Annotated in this window: 12 protein-coding genes; 2 read left to right on the forward strand and 10 right to left on the reverse strand. The window is 44.5% G+C overall.

Going from position 1 to position 18,454, the window contains the following annotated elements; all coding sequences use genetic code 11:
* Window positions 1-4: 4 nt before the first annotated feature.
* The 6 genes from BQ5375_RS04295 to BQ5375_RS04320 form a co-directional block, all read right to left on the reverse strand.
* Window positions 5-1,114, reverse strand: coding sequence for an SEFIR domain-containing protein (locus tag BQ5375_RS04295; RefSeq protein WP_076917461.1), 1,110 nt, complete (start codon window positions 1,112-1,114; stop codon window positions 5-7).
* A 10-nt stretch (window positions 1,115-1,124) separates the two neighbouring features.
* Entirely contained in the window at window positions 1,125-4,661 is a 3,537-nt protein-coding gene (brxC, locus tag BQ5375_RS04300; RefSeq protein WP_076917462.1) for a BREX system P-loop protein BrxC, read from the reverse strand.
* 12 nt (window positions 4,662-4,673) lie between these two features.
* Window positions 4,674-5,231: a DUF1788 domain-containing protein gene (locus BQ5375_RS04305; protein ID WP_076917463.1), complete on the reverse strand. Its 558-nt coding sequence runs from the start codon at window positions 5,229-5,231 to the stop codon at window positions 4,674-4,676.
* Window positions 5,232-5,246: 15 nt separating this feature from the next.
* Entirely contained in the window at window positions 5,247-5,852 is a 606-nt protein-coding gene (locus BQ5375_RS04310; protein WP_076917464.1) for a DUF1819 family protein, read from the reverse strand.
* A 12-nt stretch (window positions 5,853-5,864) separates the two neighbouring features.
* On the reverse strand, window positions 5,865-6,083 hold the full coding sequence (locus BQ5375_RS04315; RefSeq protein WP_076917465.1) for a helix-turn-helix domain-containing protein: 219 nt from the start codon (window positions 6,081-6,083) through the stop codon (window positions 5,865-5,867).
* A gap of 444 nt (window positions 6,084-6,527) precedes the next feature.
* The gene (locus BQ5375_RS04320) at window positions 6,528-6,836 is read right to left on the reverse strand and encodes a helix-turn-helix domain-containing protein (RefSeq protein WP_076917585.1); all 309 of its coding nucleotides are present in this window, start codon (window positions 6,834-6,836) and stop codon (window positions 6,528-6,530) included.
* A 172-nt stretch (window positions 6,837-7,008) separates the two neighbouring features.
* Here BQ5375_RS04320 and BQ5375_RS04325 point away from each other — a divergent pair, with 172 nt between their 5' ends.
* Together BQ5375_RS04325 and BQ5375_RS04330 are read left to right on the forward strand one after the other, a co-directional pair.
* Window positions 7,009-7,479, forward strand: a complete 471-nt coding sequence (locus tag BQ5375_RS04325) for a hypothetical protein (protein ID WP_076917466.1) — start codon at window positions 7,009-7,011, stop codon at window positions 7,477-7,479.
* Between the two features lie 26 nt (window positions 7,480-7,505).
* Complete coding sequence (locus tag BQ5375_RS04330) at window positions 7,506-8,015, forward strand: hypothetical protein (protein ID WP_076917467.1); 510 nt, start codon at window positions 7,506-7,508, stop codon at window positions 8,013-8,015.
* 54 nt (window positions 8,016-8,069) lie between these two features.
* On the opposite strand, the gene BQ5375_RS04335 is transcribed toward BQ5375_RS04330, so the two are convergent.
* The 4 genes from BQ5375_RS04335 to BQ5375_RS14615 form a co-directional block, all read right to left on the reverse strand.
* Window positions 8,070-9,479 carry a relaxase/mobilization nuclease domain-containing protein gene (locus tag BQ5375_RS04335; RefSeq protein WP_076917468.1) on the reverse strand — a complete coding sequence of 470 codons (1,410 nt, stop codon included), beginning with the start codon at window positions 9,477-9,479 and terminating at the stop codon, window positions 8,070-8,072.
* A gap of 60 nt (window positions 9,480-9,539) precedes the next feature.
* Window positions 9,540-9,845: a hypothetical protein gene (locus tag BQ5375_RS04340; RefSeq protein ID WP_083687507.1), complete on the reverse strand. Its 306-nt coding sequence runs from the start codon at window positions 9,843-9,845 to the stop codon at window positions 9,540-9,542.
* Window positions 9,846-9,950: 105 nt separating this feature from the next.
* Complete coding sequence (locus BQ5375_RS04345; protein WP_076917469.1) at window positions 9,951-10,283, reverse strand: plasmid mobilization protein; 333 nt, start codon at window positions 10,281-10,283, stop codon at window positions 9,951-9,953.
* Entirely contained in the window at window positions 10,283-18,442 is an 8,160-nt protein-coding gene (locus BQ5375_RS14615) for a helicase-like domain-containing protein (protein WP_456264882.1), read from the reverse strand. The genes BQ5375_RS04345 and BQ5375_RS14615 overlap by 1 nt, the downstream gene beginning before the upstream one ends.
* Window positions 18,443-18,454: the final 12 nt, after the last annotated feature.

The raw sequence follows: 18,454 nt of genomic DNA on the forward strand, positions 1-18,454 counted from the left end.
TATTTTATTCCTCCGGCTTCATAAGAACTGCTTTACAAGGATTTTCTTCTTCTATTGCTGATCCAGCGGTAACGGTTATTTCCTTCATAGGAATTGCACATTCAAAGTCAAATTGCATATTTTCTATCACTGTTCCAGCAGAGGGTACTTTTAAACCAACAGGAACTAAATAGTATTTACCTGCTTTTTTATACATATCTAAAAACTGATCCCTATTACCCGAACCATGATTTTCATCCATCCATTGATAGCGTGAAACAGTTGTCAAAAGCAACTCTGGCAATTGTATTCCAGAATCGCTCGCACGACCGATACTTGCTTCAATGTTAGCACCAATATGCAAAAAATATCCTTTTCCATAATTCTTATCATAGGACTTATATATCCAAGAAGTTTTTGGAAATGGCGGTACAATATAATCAATTTTCAAAAAAGAATCAGCGAATTTCAGATCCTTGTACAGATTTTTCCACTCGCAGAAAATTTCTCTGCCCTTCAAGTAATTTTCAAAGAACAGACCTATTGCTGGGGCATCGCCTCCCCAAAGATATACCGTTCCTCTCCATTTTGCAGCATTCCATTTTTCGAGATTGATAGGAGAAGAAAAGAACATGGTTTTGCGCTTTTTCACAGGCAATGGCTTAAGATCGCCTAATGGAGGCTTTTTGCTATTATTTACCCCTCTAAAGCGCCAATACAGTCTTTCATATTGCTTTTCGTCTGAAAGATTATAGAAAGTATATGGTTTTAACGGAGTGGGAATATATTGTTGATCTTCTTCAGCGAAAAAAGCTGCAATGAATTTATTTGTTTCAGCTGTCGAATCATATAACATTTGATAAACAATGTTCGCTTCCCATACAACGCCTTTTCCTTTGTTATCAGAATAAAGTTTCTGATTATATGTTTCTTCGCACAAAATAAGTACAAATTCAGCCTCTATAATTTGACGTTCCATCCATCTGGGCCAGCCTTCAGGAGGTGCTTCTTCGTACTGATCTATCATTGCATCAATGCCTTCTGAACGTAATTTATTGGCAAACTCTAAGACCTTATCTTCATATTTCTGGTTTTTATGTGCATATGAAATGAAAACTTTCGGATTTTTGTCCATAACAATCTCCTTATTTCAGCGTGATTCCATCGCAATCCTTCATCATCGCAGTCAGATAGCTTCTCATACGCTCTACATAAGCGTCAATATCTTCCTGGCTCTCCAAGGTCTTTGCAGGGAACGCCATCTGACGGTACACATTTTTAATTACTTTCTTCGGAACAGGCTTTGCCGGAGTATCCGGCTGTTTTTTCTCGACCGGCTTCGGCGGCTGCTTTGCAGTCTCGATGCGGTCACAGATGTCGTCCTTGTAAGACCAAATCTGCGGAACCAGACCATCCAACAGGGCAAGGCTCTGAAGCTCGCTGATTTTCTTTTTCTGCTGGTCGAAGTATGTATCAGCTTTTCTTACCAGTTCAGCACAGTCCATATTGCCATCGGAAAGGGTATGAACCTCTGCCATACACTGGCGGACGATTTCCAGCAGCTCGGCACGTTTGGAATCCAGCAATCTGCCATGTCCTTCCCGGACTTTCTCCATCAGCCCATTGAGTTCCGGGATTCTGCGGTAGATATTTTTCGGGTCATTCTCGACCACGGTAATCAAGCGAATCTGATTCAGAGCGTCGTTGGCTTCTGTTTCCTTGCTGAGATAATGCAGATCGTTCCTCAGGTCGTCCTCCATCTTAACGGCGGCATCAAATACCTGTACCTGATTCTTGAAGAATCCCTCGACCCGATGCATTTTTTCTTTATTGTCGAAGAGGTTATCTTCCTCTTTCAGAATCGCATCAATCAGGGCAATATTATCTTTCCGCTGGCAGAGGACTTTGTCCATTTGCTCAATGGAAGTAGCTACAAGGCTCTGATCCGGATATTTATGACCTTCATATCTGCTTTTCAATTCGGTATAGTGGTCTTTCAGCTCAGTGAACTTCTGAACCACAAATGCTACCAGACCGTCCTCATCGTCCGGCACATCCATGACATCGAAATATTCACGCAGCAGCTCTTTGACAGCCCGCATCTTTGTGACGGTAATCATCTGGCGCTTGCTGATGCTGGTCTTGCCAATCTCGCTTTTTTTGCGGAGCATATCCGGCAATTTCGGGTTATCCGGCTGAATTGTGGAACCTGCATATTTGATGGTGACTTTCTGATCATAAATCAGACGGGCAACCACAGCGGCAATGTCAATTTCTTTCCAGCCGTAAGGAATCGCACTATAACGGCTCTGAATGTCCGCCATAGAGGTCGGCAGATTTTTCATTGCCTGCATTTCCAGATACTCTTCGATCTTGGCAGCTGCACCTCGGTTTGGCTCCATACCAGGCATGATATTTTCGGCACCGGTCAGAATTTCAATAACATCTGCATCAGTATCAGCGTTTTTTTCAATCAGAGAAAGTTCACTGTACACATGGGACACCAGATATTCCAGAGCCTGCTCAATCTTACCCTTGGCATTTCCGCCCTTGAGTTCGATATGTTCACCGTCCACATAGAACTGTGCGGATTCAATGGCTTTTACCAAATCTTCCATCGCAGTCTGCTCATACTTGGTAGCTTCTTCCTGCTGGTCACGGATAATATCCTGAACAGATTTCGGAAGCTGGTTGACATTACGCTGTTTGACATACTTACGAATCTTCATGGCACTTTCCAAAGATTCATAATAAGGGGTATCCGACAGCACAACGATGGCTTCCTTGCCCTTGGAATCCGTCATCAGCCGCAGCTCGGATTTTTCTGCATTGTCTGTCGCAACTGTCAGGAAGCGCAAGCGCATCCCGCCAGTAATGTTACCCACGGTAATACCATCTACCATCTGATCGAAGGAAAAGTCGTATTTGCCGTAGCGATATTTCTTGGTGGTAAAAATATCTCCGAAAATCATCTGCCCGATACGGTCAACGATAGAAGCGGTATCAACCGGAGTGTTTTTGATTTCTCTCTGAATATCCTGTTCTTCATCGGTCAGGAAGTTATAAACTTCTCCTGTTCTTCCGATATAGTTCTGGCTCATCAGCCGGTTCAGACATTCACGGACAGTCTCACGCATGGTGATCTTGTCCATGCGAATATCATCCGCCATCAAAATTACAATATTGTCCAGATTGGCAGGAATGTCGTCAATGTAACGAATCAGGTACAGCAGTTTCAGCACATCCACATCCTGTGCTTCGATGCCATCACCATTATCAGCAGCCTTTTGGCAGCGTTCAATTACACGACGGATGGAGCTATCCAGGAAAGTATGTACGGTATCATAAAAACGGAAGAACGGAACAAGGGCATACTCGTCCTTGTCCTGAATTTTCTGGGTTGCTTCCTGGAAGCCGGAAAGCATGGAACGTTCACCGCCGGACAGATGCTTGCCGGAATTACCATGCTTGCGGATTTCTGCAAAAACCTTCTGCATGATGATGAACTGATAAGGCACAAATGGGAAATTCACGGCAAATTCTCTGGAACCAGAATAACCTTTAATATCCAAAATGGAGTCTGTGAAACTGAACAGATTACGGAGAACGGAGTCGTTCTTCTCATAAACTGCTTCCAGTTTGGACTCGGCTTCATTGTTCTTTTTCAGAATACGCTTCTGAATGACTTCATCCACAGAGGAGGAAGAAAGGCTCAAACGGGTTTTGAATCGAGCCTGAATTCTGGAGAACTCGTCAGCACGGACTTTAATAATTTCATCAATAGCTTCCTGTCCGGTGCAGACAACCCACACCTTACCACCGCACTCACTACCGATTTTCTCGACAAGGGACTGAAGATTCAAAAGCATATCGGTATCTGTACCAACATACTGACCCACTTCGTCCACCATGAACAGCAGACGGAAGTTATCTGGCTTGGTATTCAGGTAATCCTTAATATCCTCTACAAGCTGGGCAATCGAAAACTCAGTAGCGGATTTATCATTGAACCAAGCCTTGGCATCTTCCTCACTCATGTCCAGGACTTCCACCAGAGTAGGAATGATATATTTGCCATTAAAGGCAAATGCTTTGCGGGAATCTACCCAGGGCATGCCTTTCTTTTCTTCAAAGACACGGCGGAACTCATCGGTCTTTCCCTGTTGGTCGATATACTGTTCCAGTTTGGCAACCTTCAGGTTCTCACCAAAGAAGCCCAGATGGTTATAGAAGGTTTTAGCAAACACACGCAGAACAGCAGTTTTGTCTTTATTGATGGAACCCTCAATATCAATATTAAACAGAATCGTCTCTGTCTGCACCTTCGTGGAACGGTCAATCAGCATATAGGTTGCAGGGTCATCTTCAAACTTCCTGCGAAATCTCTCAACACTATGAATCCCTTTGACCTCTTTATTCTCCAGTAGATAGGACAGCATTTTCAAGAAGTGGGATTTACCGCTTCCAAAGAATCCGGAAATCCACACGCCGGTATCAGCGGTCAGCTCATCCAGAGCATCACTATAATAATTAAAAAAGGTAATGAAGTGCTTCTTCAATTCCTTTGTAATAACATACTCATTTAATTCCTGCTCGATCACATCGTCCGCAGCCTGATCGACTTTGATAACGCCGTTGATTTTACGGTTGATGTCATCGGCAAACATATCACGAATAATCACAATCGTACCCCCTTATACAACATTGAACGCCCTGTAATAATCATTGGGCTGCAATCGGTTAAATAATTTCACATGGCGTCCGTCAAACTCACCCGGATACATTACCAGAATCGGAACATCCGAAAAATGAGGTTGCAGTGCTTCCAACAGTGAATGGATTCTCATAAATGGGAAAACTTCACCCACACCGGTAAGCATCAGTACATCCCCACACTCATGCGGTTCAAACTGGATTTTTTCTATAAACTCACCTTCGCCAATAGCGGAGTGGAGCTGTTCCAAAAGGAAGATACTTCCGTCCTCCGCTTCCATATCTGGAATCGCATCCGTGATACCAATATCCTCGCAGATGGAAAGAAAAGTCTGATATAGATTACAGATTCTCAGACGGCAGGACAGGGAATGGTCGGTTTCCAGTTGCTGAGTAAAGTGGCGGACTGCCATTTCATCTTCTGGATCGTAACAAAAAATACGAATATTCACTTCATTGCTGAGTCCTTTACCTTCCAAAAATTCAGGTTCTTGTATCAGTTCTCTGACTTTATCTAAACGTTCTTCAATATTACTCATACATCTGTATCCTCCTTATGAGAAGCAGTTGAAAGCGGGTAACACCATCAGGTCGCCATGACTTCTGATTGCATTTTCCAAAATTGGATGCAGGTACACTGGATTCAAATGGTCTGCACGAATATCATCCAGATACTCATTTTCTACGAGAACTTTTGCAAGCACCTGCTTCAGTTTCGTGATCGTACCTTCACTCCAAGTAGCCACCGCATCATCCTGTTCCTGCAATCTCATAAAGTAGGTATTCAAATCAATCCTACCAAAAGAGCTGTCCTTTAATCGGTACTTCTCGCCAATAACCGTCAGCATAAACTCCCACATCAAACGACTCTGTTTCATCATGGCATACAGACAAATCTGTTTGGCTACATCAGTCGGCTGCTGCGCAATCGCTCTAACCAAATCATTATCATCCATAGCAGCCAGTCGTTTTAAGCAAGCCTTTGCCATCCGAGCGACTGACTTTTCCGTCGGATACTGAAAAAGATTGTCGCTCGTAATCTGTGTAACGACATCGTTATTACTCATACCGCTGCTTAATAATTTTGCCGTTGTTCGCATCTCATAAAACAAAAATGGTTCCCTTGTTAAAGATGCAATATATGGATATGTATTGTCCATCAAAAGCCCCCCTTATGATCTTTCTCTTGTTTCAGGAAGGACTTCCATAATATCTTCGATGCCGCAATTTAATTTTCTGCAAATGCGCACGATGACTTCCATAGAAACAAGTTCATTCCTTGAAAGTTTTGCGAGGGTATTTGGACTGATACCAACATCTTTTGCAAACTCCATTTTTTTCATTTCTTTGTCTATCAACAGCTTGAAAAGCTTATTATAGGTTACGTCCATACTTGACCTCCATCTTCAAAACTATTGCTTAAAAAGTTCTATTCTAAATTATAGCACAATTACATTCAAAAAGGGATAATAAATTTTGCATTTGCAGAGTTTTTTTCTTTTTCTTATAAATCAGTTTTTTGTTCAGGTAACTATTTCCCCAAACATGAAAGTCTGTGAAGGATGCGTAGGATTCACAAATTGGCAAGCAGTGTAAACCTGTACAGGTTCACTCATTTTCTCGAATTTCCCTTTGGGTCATTCTTCGCAAATTTGCTTGTTGGGGAAACATCCCCAATCCCCTTTGAACATCATCTGCGATGATGGCTGCACAGTCATTCTGACCGTTTTGTTTTACTTAAAATAGAAAACCTGAGTAGCCATAAAACTACTCAGGTTAATTTTTTATATCCATATTCATTTATCCAATGCCCAAATTCTGATAAGCATTGATTATTATGTGATCCAGTTTATAAAAGTGGAGATTTTCTCTAAATCTTCATCACTGAGCATCCGCAACTGTTCGCAGAGCTTACGATAGGGAGTGTCATCATTCTCCAATGGTGCAAAAAACTCTGAAGGTGTCATATCAAAATACGACATAATATTGAAAAGTTCTCTAAGTGAGGGTAAAGCCGCACCACTGGTTACTCCACGAATATAAGAACCGCTTTTTCCTAAATCCAAACTCATCCGATGTTCAGAAACATCTTTTGCAATACGCAATTCCGTAATGCGAGTTCGGATAAAATCTTCGTATGGCATATCAACCACTGCATCTCCTCCCTTCCATAATTATTTTATTACGAATCAGGAGATGACATTGGTAATGCTAAAGTCAATTTTCGCTTTCTTCTTCTTTTGATTGGTAGTATAATTATGAATATAGAAAATTGTTGGTGATTACATTACTAATCTTTCCTGTGGAGGAGATTTTATGAATTTATTTTCGGTCAGTTTTTTCGGGCACAGGCAAATCGACAATCCACTTCACATAGAATCACAGTTAGAGGAAATTATTAGCTCTTTGTTAAAACGAGAAGAATATATTGAATTTCTGGTCGGACGTGACGGTGAATTCGACCAGCTCGTATCCTCAACCATACGCAGATGCAAAAGAAGAATTCGGGACGATAATAGTGCTTTGATCTGGGTCATGCCGTATCCGACCGCTGAATTTCGTGATAATGAAGATTCATTTCGTGACTATTATGACGAGATTGAGATTTGCGAACAGGCGGCAACGACACACTACAAATCTGCTTTTCAAATCCGAAACCGGGTAATGGTAGACCGCTCTGACTTAGTGATTTTGTATGTAGAGCATCCTTCCAGCGGAGCATATCAGACCTTTCGGTATGTCCAAAAATCAGGGAAAAAATTTATCAATCTGGCTGCTGAAGAATAGCCAGTCAGTAAGAGGCAGGAGGAACCATGGGAAAAAAACGAAATTTATTTATTCCAGTTATTGTAGTGATTTTATTGATAGCAGTTGCATTTTGGTTGGTAAAATTAAATCCAACGGATACCGCATCATCTGATGTTGATGAAATGGTACAGCGGGTAGAAAACGCTTTAGGTGATAACTTCAAGAAACAATCCAAAACAGAAGTGGCGGCAACTTTGGTGTACGGCAACGGAGAAGAAGATGCAAATATCAATTACCATATCCTCAAAACCACCTATTACGAGGCTGATCCCAACGAGATAACCGGTCTGAATATAGATGCCCTCAACGTTCTTTTTAACCCTGAATCCGCCAACAGCTGTGAACAAATGAAAATTCAGGACTGGGATGCCGTACTTTATAAAACAAAGAGCCGTGGCTATTTATGCTGGACGGATTCTCCGGAAGTCAGCTATGTTCTGGAATATAATCCACAAACAATCGCTGATGAAGAAATCATTAAAATGGCTGAAAGTGCAGAACCATACGAAAAATAAAAAAGAAAGCCATAGGCTAACCCAGGAACAGGGCTGCCTATGGCTGTTTCTATTCTACTGTCGATTTTCTTCTTCTCGCTGTTTTTCTTTTTCTTCTCGTTTCTTCCTGTCAATGCCCAGAATATGCTCCACAGTCTGTTTTGCAGTCAGATATTCTTGCATATCTTTTCGGACTTGTCGATACTCAGCATAGGCTTTTTTCTTCTCTGCTGACAACCGATAGAACTCCTCGTTTAAGGTTTTTCTGGACGGAACTTTCTTATCCGGTAGCTGGTCAAATGCCTGCTTTGCAGCTTTATGAATCTGGATTTCTTCACGATGTTCTTCAAAGAATTTTCTGCTGTATCCAGATTTTCGATAGGCTTCATACACAGATCTGGTTCTTGAATAGTTGTTGATGTGAGTCTGTAATGCTCCAATCTCAACCATTCTTTTTTCATTGGCTTTAATAGTATCGGATAGCTCCGCAAATCGGTGGCTGAGCTGCTCTGTCAAAGCAGTCAATTCTTCATAATTGCCGATACCTTTTTCTTTCAAAAGGCAAACTGTCCTGGCAGCTTCTTTGCGGTTATATTTCTTTGCCCACCGCTCATAGCCCGCTGATTTACCTTCTGCCATCTTCGCCTGAATATCTATCAGCAAATTAAAATTTCTTTGAGTATGAACCTGCTTGCTTGCTCTGGATGCTTTCTGAACAGACTTACCGGACAGAATCGCAATTATATCCTCCTGACTGTATCCCTTTCCAAGAGAGCGCAGACGAATAAATCGCTTCTCCCCACTATGCCGGAAAGCCGGTTGCTTTCCATCCTTAAATTCATACCCAAGCTCTGAAAGCTGAAGAACAAAATCCGAAAAATCCTTTGGTTTCTTTTTTAATATCTGGTCGATTGCCGCACACAGCTCATCACGTTTGGTACGCTTTTTGGGAAAGGTCGTTCTCTTGACCCGTTCCCGGTATGGCTTTGGCTCTATGACTGATAAGCCATGCTCAATACAAACCATATCGCTTAATCGCTGAACCGCAAGTCCGGAAAGAAAAAAGTTCTTGAATTTACGGGTACAGTCCAGAGAGGTCGAATTATAAATGATGTGGTTGTGGATATGGGAACGATCAATATGTGTCGCCACGATAAAGGCGTGTTTTCCTTTTGTCCAGCGCATTGCTGTTTCATATCCGACCTGGTTGGCTTCTTCTGGAGTAATCTCTCCCGGCTTAAATGACTGGCGTATCTGATAAGCAATGATGTTATTTTTCTGCTGTCTACCTGTGATATGTTGATATTGCCTCTTTGTCAGAAGAAATTCTTCATCGGCTGTTTTCGGGTCACATTCATAAGCGCTGATATACTTCCCATCTTCTGTTTTGGCAGCATTTTGGGAATAATCTGTACGATCTGCCAGACACTGCGCTACCGTTTTCCCCTTGTTAATATGAAGGGCAATCAGTCTTGTTGCCGCCATTTTCTCACCGTCCTCTCAAAAAAATAAGACTGCCCGCAGGCAGTCTTACAGCATATTTTCTTATGAAAAAATAAAATCACGAAGGTTTCCCTTTATGCTTTCTCCAATCTCCTGAAATACAACAAAGAGAAACAGTGCCGCATAGATCGCTAAGCCAATTCCCACAAGAAGTGCAAGCTGCAACCACAGAGACTGAAAAACACAATAAATACAGCACCCGATGATATACAGAATCAATGCGCCTATAAAAAAGGACGACAGCTCAAAGGCGATTTTCGCCAACAGGCAAACAAGACCTAAAACCAGTAATACCGGCAGCGCAATCAGTTTTAAGATAATCTTCAAGAAAAAACCAAGGATTTTCACGATCACACACTCCTTTCTGTTTTTATTGTACCGCCTTGCGGCTGATAACACAACGATGTCAATATGTACGGCTGCGGCATTTTCTGCCACAGCCCTTTTTTATGATTACTGAATACTGGACAGGCGCACCAGCACCTCCTTCATATCTGTCCAGATTTCCTCCAATCGTTCCTGCAAATCCCTGATGTCCGACTCATAAATATTGCCGGTTTCATTGGCTCTTTTAGCATACTGATTCAGGTTGTTGCTGCATCTCCTCAGAAGAGAAACCAGCTCTTTCACATCCTGTAAATCCAGGTTGATGCAGTATCCATCCAGAGCCATCTTCCTGAGATATGCCCCCATGCTCCGGATACCCAGCTCATTCATTTTTTCATGGATTCGCTGTACTTCCTCTTTCGATGCCAGGAAGTGAACATCCTGATCCCGTCTGCCCATTACAGCACCTCCTCACGCCCACCAGATGCCCGATACGGAGGAATATGCTCTGACTTGGCTTTCAGATCTGCCAGCACAGAAGGTTTATCCGCCTGTTCTGCTTCCTCACGCTCCGGCATGGAGTCCTCCATATTAAGAGCCGCATCCAGTTCTGCCAGACGAGCACTTTTTTCAGCAAGCTCCGCTTCCTGCGGGAAGGGTTTCCCCAGTTCCGCTCTGGTCGCTTCCTGCTGATTTTGAAGATTGGTGAGCTGTTCATGGGCTTTCTCCAGCTTCTCAGGGATGCTGGAGAGGGCATTGTCCAGTCGGACGATATTTCCCCTGGCATCAGTTCCAAGCGATACACGATGGCTTACAGCGCCTTTCAGGGTAATATCAAAGTCATGCCGGAAACTATCAAAGGAAAGTTCCATCTGAAAGCCACGATAACTGCCAAGAGGGATTGGCTCGGTCGTTTTCATCTCCTTGCAGGCGGCAAGAATCATTTCACCGGCATCCTCTTTTTCCGTATAGTGCTTGCCCAAAATTTCCATACCGCAGAATCCTTCCGCAATCTGGGGATGAGCTGTAACCGTTTGGATGTCTGCTTCAAAGCCACGAATATAGCCTGTCTGCCTTTCAATCTCCGCAGGGAAGTATTTCAGGAGTTTATCTTCCATGCGATACTGCTGGCTCTGATGGTCGGCTTTTAGAACCTTAAGCCTTGCCACATCAATGTCCAAGTCCATTTTCTCTTTAATCAGCGGATTCCCGGCACATAGAGCCTTAATTTCGGCATAGGACAGAGCTTGCTCGTCTACATCGTCACAGGAACGGACAGGCGATTTCGAGGTCATAATCTGAGAAATGAATTTTTGCTTGTTTTCCAGTGTCTGATAAAGATACGCATCAAAAGTTCCCTCGGTTACATACTGATAGATCTGCACCTCCTTGTTTTGGTTGCCCTGACGGATAATTCGACCATTTCGCTGGGTCATATCAGATGGACGCCAGCCCACATCCAAGTGATGAAGCGCCACCAGGCGATCCTGGCAGTTTGTTCCGGCTCCCATTTTCTGTGTACTGCCCATCAGCACACGAACCTGACCAGTACGCACCTTTGCAAACAGTTCTTTTTTCTTTGCTTCAGAATCTGCATCGTGAATAAATGCAATTTCTTTCTCTGGCACACCGGCTGCTATCAGCTTCGCCTTGATGTCATCATAGACATTAAACGTGCCATCGTTTTTCGGGGTGGAGAGGTCACAGAACAGGAGCTGGGTCAGTCTGTCAGCCTTTCCTTCTTCCCAAATCCGCAGCACATTTTGCACACAGGCATTGAGCTTGCTTTCCGGATCATCCGGCAACAGAGGATTGATTAAACGCTGATCTAACCCCAACTTTCTTCCATCGCCTGTAATCTTGAGCATATTGTCCTCGGATGGGTCAACCATACCGGAATGAACCGCCGCTGCACGTTCCGAAAGGTCTGCTACCATGTCTTGCTGATAATCAGAAGGCTGCACAACAACCGTTTCAAATTTCGCATCCGGCACTGGGAGATGAAGTTGGTCGGAGGTTTTAATATCCGCAACTTCCTTAAACATATTCATGAGTTCCGGAAGGTTAAAAAACTTTGCAAATCTGGTTCTGGCACGATAGCCGGTTCCTTCCGGAGCCAACTCAATAGCGGTGGTTGTTTCACCAAAGGTAGATGCCCAGCAGTCAAAATGGGTCAGATTCTTCTTTTGAAGTGTCCCGTACTGAAGGTATCGCATAACCGTATAAAGCTCCGTCATGGAGTTCGATACGGGAGTACCTGTTGCAAAGATAACGCCACGCCCGCCGGTCAATTCATCCATATAGCGGCACTTCATAAACATATCCGAAGATTTCTGTGCTTCCGAAGTGGAAAGACCAGCAACATTCCTCATTTTTGTGTACAAAAAGAGGTTTTTGAAAGCGTGGCTTTCATCTACAAACAGCCGATCAACGCCCAGCTGTTCAAAGGTAACAACATCATCCTTTCTGTCAGTAGAGAGAAGTTTATCCAGTCTGGTTTGCAGGGATTTTCTCGTTTTCTCCATCTGTTTGATGGTGAAATTCTCGCCGTTCTGATATTTGAGTTCTGCAATCGCTCCCTCAATCTCATCAATCTGTTCCCGCAGCTGGCGCTCCTGACGTTCCGGAGAAAGAGGGATTTTTTCAAACTGACTGTGACCGATAATGACTGCATCATAGTCACCGGTGGCAATTCTCGCACAGAATTTCTTGCGATTTGCCGTTTCAAAATCCTTTTTGGTTGCCACCAGAAGTTTGGCACTGGGATACAGATGAAGAAACTCATTTGCCCACTGCAAGGTCAGATGGTTGGGAACAACAAACAATGCCTTCTGGCTCAGTCCCAGGCGTTTACTTTCCATAGCGGAAGCCGCCATTTCAAAGGTTTTGCCCGCACCAACCTCATGTGCCAACAGGGTATTCCCACCATACAGCACATGGGCAATGGCATTTCGCTGGTGTTCCCGAAGGGTTATATCGGGATTCATGCCACCAAATCGGATATGGCTGCCATCGTATTCACGAGGTCTGGTGGAGTTAAACAGTTCATTATACTTGGTCACAAGTGCTTCACGGCGGTGCGGGTCTTTCCAAATCCAGTCCCGGAACGCATCCTTGATTGCCTGTTGTTTCTGCTGTGCCAGAGTAGTTTCCTTTTTGTTCAGCACACGCTTCTGCTTGCCGTCCGCATCCTCAATGGTGTCGTAGATACGAATATCTTTCAGATTCAGAGTTTCCTCCAAAATGCGGTAGGCGTTGGCACGTTCCGTACCATAGGTCGTGTATGCTGCCACATCATTTTGGCTCGGAGAACTCTTTCCGTTGATTCTCCATTCTGCTGTCAGTTCCGAAAACTTGACCTCAATCGTGCGGCGGAGATAATACGGGGTTTCAAAAGTTTCCTGCATAAACTGCTGGATATAGGCAGGGTCAATCCATGTTGCGCCCAGACGGACATCAATCTCAGAAGCATCCAAATCCTTTGGCTGTGCCTTTTCCAGTGCCTGCACATTGATTTCAAAAGAACTGTCTTTCTGTGCCGCCATCTGTGCAATCCTCAGCTTACTTCGTACATCGCCGGAGAGATACTCATCAGCTGTCTGCCAGCCCGAAACAGGGTCATCCGGAGCCATCGGGTCTTTGAAAATCACACCTTGCAGCTCAGTTTTAATGGAATCATATTCGCCGGGAGTCCCCAGCAGTTCTGCCATATAGGGCAAATCCACCTTGCCATGCTCACCAATAGAAATCGCCAGTGCTTCAGACGGTGTATCCACGCTGTTCACTTTACGTTCCGGTTTAATGGTACGCTTAGTGAACATATCCGCTTTGCTCTTGAGATGACCATCCTCATCCAAGTTTTCCAGTGAACACAGAAGATAATAGCTGGAATCATCAGCAAAAGCCTGACTGTTGGCTCTGTTGTTGATTAACCCGTTTTTTGCGGTAAACGCATCATAGGCAGCATTCAGCTCTGCCTGTTTTGCCTGAATCATATCATCCGGATAGTCCTCCAGCTGATATTCAATCAGTTCATTTACAATGCGGCGAAGTTCCACCATGCCGCTGACACGTTCTTTGGCTTTGTCATTCAGCTCTACCAGACGCATGACAGAGTTTTCCCGGAAATATACCTCACCGTCTACAACCGTGTAGGAGAAGTTTTTCACATCTGGGCGGGCAGGAATGGTAATCTGTTCTTTTTCCTGCCTGTCTGCTTCTTCAGTTAGCTCCGCAGGAGCATAAGTGCCACCGATACGGGTAACAGCTTCACGAAGAAGGTCAGCCAGTTCCATATCTTCACGGGGACGGACTGTGAGATCATCCTTACCATATTGGGTACTTTCCATAGAAAGTTCTCCCAAAACCATTTCCGGATGCTCTACAAAGTAGCTGTTCATGGTGTAACCGTCCGGTGTAGTATTCAGCTGCACCCAGTCCGGCATGATGTCGATGGGGTGGTCACGCTTTTGCAGAAAGATGATGTCAGATACAACCTCTGTACCGGCGTTTGCCTTAAATGCCGTATTGGGCAGTCTAATGGCTCCCAGGAGTTCCGCTCTCTGTGCCATATATTTTCTGGCATCAGAATTTTTTGAGTCCATCGTAAAACGGCTGGTCACAAATGCAACCACACCGCCCGGACGAACCTGATCGAGCGTTTTTGCAAAAAAATAGTTATGAATAGAGAACCCAAACTTATCATAGGGCTTATCCGAAACCTTATAGTTGCCGAACGGAACGTTGCCGACTGCCAAATCATAAAAATCCCGGCGATCCGTAGTTTCAAAGCCCGCCACCTTGATTTCAGCGTTAGGATAGAGTTTCTGAGCGATACGCCCACTGATGGAGTCCAACTCCACTCCATAGAGATTGCTGTTTCGCATGGCGTCAGGGAGCATACCGAAAAAGTTACCGATACCCATTGCAGGTTCCAGAATATTTCCTGTTTCAAATCCCATCTGTCCGACCGCATCATAGATGGCACGAATGACAGTAGGACTGGTATAGTGGGCATTCAGGGTACTGGCTCGTGCTGCGGCATATTCTTCCGGAGACAGGGCTGTATAAAGTTCTCTAAACTCCTCAGCCCAGCTTGCCTTGTTTTCATCAAAAGCATCTGCAAGCCCACCCCAACCGACATATTGGGAAAGGATTTCCTGTTCTTCCGGAGTAGCATTTCGCTCATCAAACTCCAATTCTTTTAGGACACGGATTGCATCCATATTGGCTCTGAATTTTGCTTTCGCTCCGCCCTCGCCAAGATGGTCATTTGTGATGTGAAAATTGATTGCTGGAATATCGGGACTTTCCTTTGTTTGAATCGCAGTTTCAATTTTTTGAACCAAGTCCAGAATCTCAGGGTTTTCCCAACCAGCAACTTTTGTGTAGTCCTGGACAAGTTTATCTTCGCCATCTTTACACTGAATCAGATCCAGGCTACCGGGGAATGGAGTCCGTGTGTTTTGCACTCCCAGAGCTTTCATTCTTTCAGCTGGAAGGGACTGGTATGCTCTCATTGCGTCCTCGAATGTGCTGTACTCCTTGAGCTGAAGCGCCCCTCGAACCTGCAAATCTTCTACCACATAGTAATGGTCGATAAAATGTTCCGGCTCAGCTGTGGCAACAGTTTTTTCCGGTTCTTCACCTGAAATAAATCGGGCATTGCGTTCATCCTGTCTTAAAAGACGTTCAAAATTCTCTTTGCTTTCTGCCCGATAAATTGGGTACACCATTCCTGGAGGCAGCAACTGTACATCAGTAGTTCCAATGGCAGTGATATTGTATGCTTCTCCTTCCAGAAAAACAGTATCGCCCACCTGATATTCCGGTTCCTGTGTTGCTTCAAATTTAGAGCGTTCATTGTACAGCCACTCTGCAGCTTCTTTTTCGGAAACCGCCTTTTTGACCTCCTGTAAATAATCATTTGCCTGCCACTCACTGGTGAATTCCTCACTGACACCTTCATCATCTACATAGATTTCATCCCGAATATCATCCCAGATAGCATAACCGTTTTCCGTTTCAATCACACTGAATCGCTCATAGGATTCTTCCCCGGCAGCAATAGCTTCTGCATCTCGCATAACCTGTGCAACAAACGGGCTTTCCTCTGCTTCATCCACAGAGAGAGCTTCTTCCTCCAAGCCGATTGCCGGAGTATCTTCTACACGGAAGCCTCTCGGCGGCGGGTCGAGTTCACTGAGAAAGTCCTGTGGGATGGTTTTTCCTTGTTCATCCCGGTACAGAACCACAGTGAGCGGAACACCATAGAATGTCTCATCCTCAATTTTTTTCATAAACCGTTCCGGATCAGTATATTCAATAACTTCACCCGGTCTGCCATTTGTTCCAAGATATTCAATGCGTCCCACGGGCTTCGGCTCGTTTTCTTCATCTGGTACACGTTCTCGTTGAACCTCTTTCAGTGCTTCAGGGGAAATATAACGCTCCTGCTTAATCAACGAATCAATGCGGTTGGCAACCTGTGTCCAGGATAGCTGCACCTTATCACAGCCGCTTTTGGTGTATCGAATTCCTTTGGCATCGTGATCTTCACCACTGCCAGAAGCACCGGAAAGTGCATGAGAGTGACCGCCTGTCCCATACTCATTTTTCAAAAAATCCGCCTTTTCTTTTGCAGAATGTTCTTCCTGCCAATATTCATAGATACGGACTTTTCCACCGGAGAAACCACTGCCTCCGGACAGGGATTCATTGATTTCATCATCAGTAATGAACTGACGGACAATCGGGGGCATGGTCATACTGCTCTGGTATTCTCTGAGCGGCAGATCAAGCTCCTCCAGCCGCTGTGCCAGGCGTTCCAGCTTATGATAATGGAATCGCAGCAAAGAAGAATCCTCATTGTGTGCCTGTAAAAAGTTCTGATATTCAACTTTCAGTCCGGCTCTAAATTGACTGTCATTCAACTTTTGAGCCAGCTCTGCTGTTTCTGCCGGAAATCCCACGCTACGGACTTCCTGTAAAGACGGGAAGAAGCCTTGTTCTCTGGCATTATCAGAAAGATCATGATACAAATACCAAAAAGATTCTGCAATCTTTGTTCGCTCATAACCCGGAGCCTCCACCAGCTCTACATTGGTGGCGTATTCACCATTCTCCAGCAGCTTACCGATACGCTCGGCGGCTTCCTGCCAGGATACGATCTGTCTGGACGGTGCAAAACGGGCAGTCTTTCCTCTAGCAAGATGAATACACTGCTCATCAAACCATGCGCTGACCTCATGACCGTCCAATTTAAAGCCATTGCTGCCACGATAGAGTTCAGGCAGACGCTTTGCAATCTCCTCTGTGGATTTTCCTTTCATATATTCCAGCGCCACCATCATTCGGAGATTAGCTTCATTTCCTCCAACAGTGAGCACCTGGTCGATCTGATTTTCAGATAAAGAAAAAGCAGAGAGCGTTTTGCTCTCTGCTTCGTCAATAAAGCTGATTTGTTCTGATTCTGAAAGGAAAAGGTTCAAACTCAGCTGTTGATAAGCTCCGCTGTCACGATTTCCTCTGCCTGTGCTTTCAGGCTGTTCATGTGCTGCACCCATGCCATCTGCTGTGTCGCTTTGTCCGGTGCCGGATTCTTCTCCAGCAGTTCTGTCATCAGCTGCTCCACTCTGCGGTGCGCTGTCTCGTCGATCTCCTGGAGATGCGGGAACAGCTGCTCGCTGAGAATCAGGTCGTTCAGCAACATCGGGTTGTTCTCTTGCAGAAACGCCCTCCGCATTCTGCCGTACTTGCCCAACGGTTTCGTTTCGGTATTCTTCAGTTCGATGTCCGGAATCCGGTAATCCCCGACCTGTGTGTAAGTCATTTCGTTCATAATCATGGCTCCTTTCCACGTTTTTTGTCTGTTCAAAGGCTTCTATGGCTTTTTCGATTTCTCCAAACATTCGGGAGCTGACTGCATTGACCGCCGTACCAAGAGCATTTACCGTCTGACGGGTATTAAAGTCGAATACATTTTGAAAATCTTCATGCTCAAAATAGTTATCCGGATTCTCGGTAATACGGCTGTACATCGCATAGGAGACACTATTTGCCACTGCGGTCTTAAATGCTACCTCGATGTTATATTCATCATACTCCTCAAGGAAGCTATCTGCAACGATGTCGAGGATCGGCTTTTTGAAATCGTCCCAATACTCTCTGGCAAGGTTGATTGCGATATTTTCCAGCTGATATTCCAGAATTCCCTCTGACGGAACCTGAAAGACACGCTCCATCTCATCCATTACAAAACGGCGGTTTTCATCGGTCACTCTCCACGGTGTAATAGCCGGGGAAGAACGACGCACACCTGTATCAGCCACATCAAAGACATACCGCAGGTACGGTTTATCCTGGTTCATCACAAAAAGGGCAATACCAGTGGAACCCCTTTTTACATAGCGTCGATACTGCTCTGTGTTCCATTCCTCATAAGGTTTGCACAGGGTAGCATTGGGACGCTGTGCATAAATCATCACCTGTTCCGGATAGGTGAAATCATAGTTTCGAGCCATCGTCGCCAGAAAAGAAGTCCAATTTTCTCGGTTGGCAGTGATTTTATGGATTGTTTCTCTTGCCACACCGGAATAATACCTCTCTTTCGGATTCATTGTTTCCCTCCA

The sequence above is a fragment of the Negativibacillus massiliensis genome (genome assembly GCF_900148495.1).
Lineage (GTDB): Bacteria > Bacillota > Clostridia > Oscillospirales > Ruminococcaceae > Negativibacillus > Negativibacillus massiliensis.

What these genes read in the sequence shown, in the direction of transcription:
- BQ5375_RS04295 (WP_076917461.1), bottom strand. Translation starts at nt 1,114, where the DNA reads ATGGACAAAAATCCGAAAGTTTTCATTTCATATGCACATAAAAACCAG.
- BQ5375_RS04305 (WP_076917463.1), bottom strand. Translation starts at nt 5,231, where the DNA reads ATGAGTAATATTGAAGAACGTTTAGATAAAGTCAGAGAACTGATACAA.
- BQ5375_RS04310 (WP_076917464.1), bottom strand. Translation starts at nt 5,852, where the DNA reads ATGGACAATACATATCCATATATTGCATCTTTAACAAGGGAACCATTT.
- BQ5375_RS04315 (WP_076917465.1), bottom strand. Translation starts at nt 6,083, where the DNA reads ATGGACGTAACCTATAATAAGCTTTTCAAGCTGTTGATAGACAAAGAA.
- BQ5375_RS04320 (WP_076917585.1), bottom strand. Translation starts at nt 6,836, where the DNA reads ATGCCATACGAAGATTTTATCCGAACTCGCATTACGGAATTGCGTATT.
- BQ5375_RS04325 (WP_076917466.1), top strand. Translation starts at nt 7,009, where the DNA reads ATGAATTTATTTTCGGTCAGTTTTTTCGGGCACAGGCAAATCGACAAT.
- BQ5375_RS04330 (WP_076917467.1), top strand. Translation starts at nt 7,506, where the DNA reads ATGGGAAAAAAACGAAATTTATTTATTCCAGTTATTGTAGTGATTTTA.
- BQ5375_RS04335 (WP_076917468.1), bottom strand. Translation starts at nt 9,479, where the DNA reads ATGGCGGCAACAAGACTGATTGCCCTTCATATTAACAAGGGGAAAACG.
- BQ5375_RS04345 (WP_076917469.1), bottom strand. Translation starts at nt 10,283, where the DNA reads ATGGGCAGACGGGATCAGGATGTTCACTTCCTGGCATCGAAAGAGGAA.
- BQ5375_RS14615 (WP_456264882.1), bottom strand. Translation starts at nt 18,442, where the DNA reads ATGAATCCGAAAGAGAGGTATTATTCCGGTGTGGCAAGAGAAACAATC.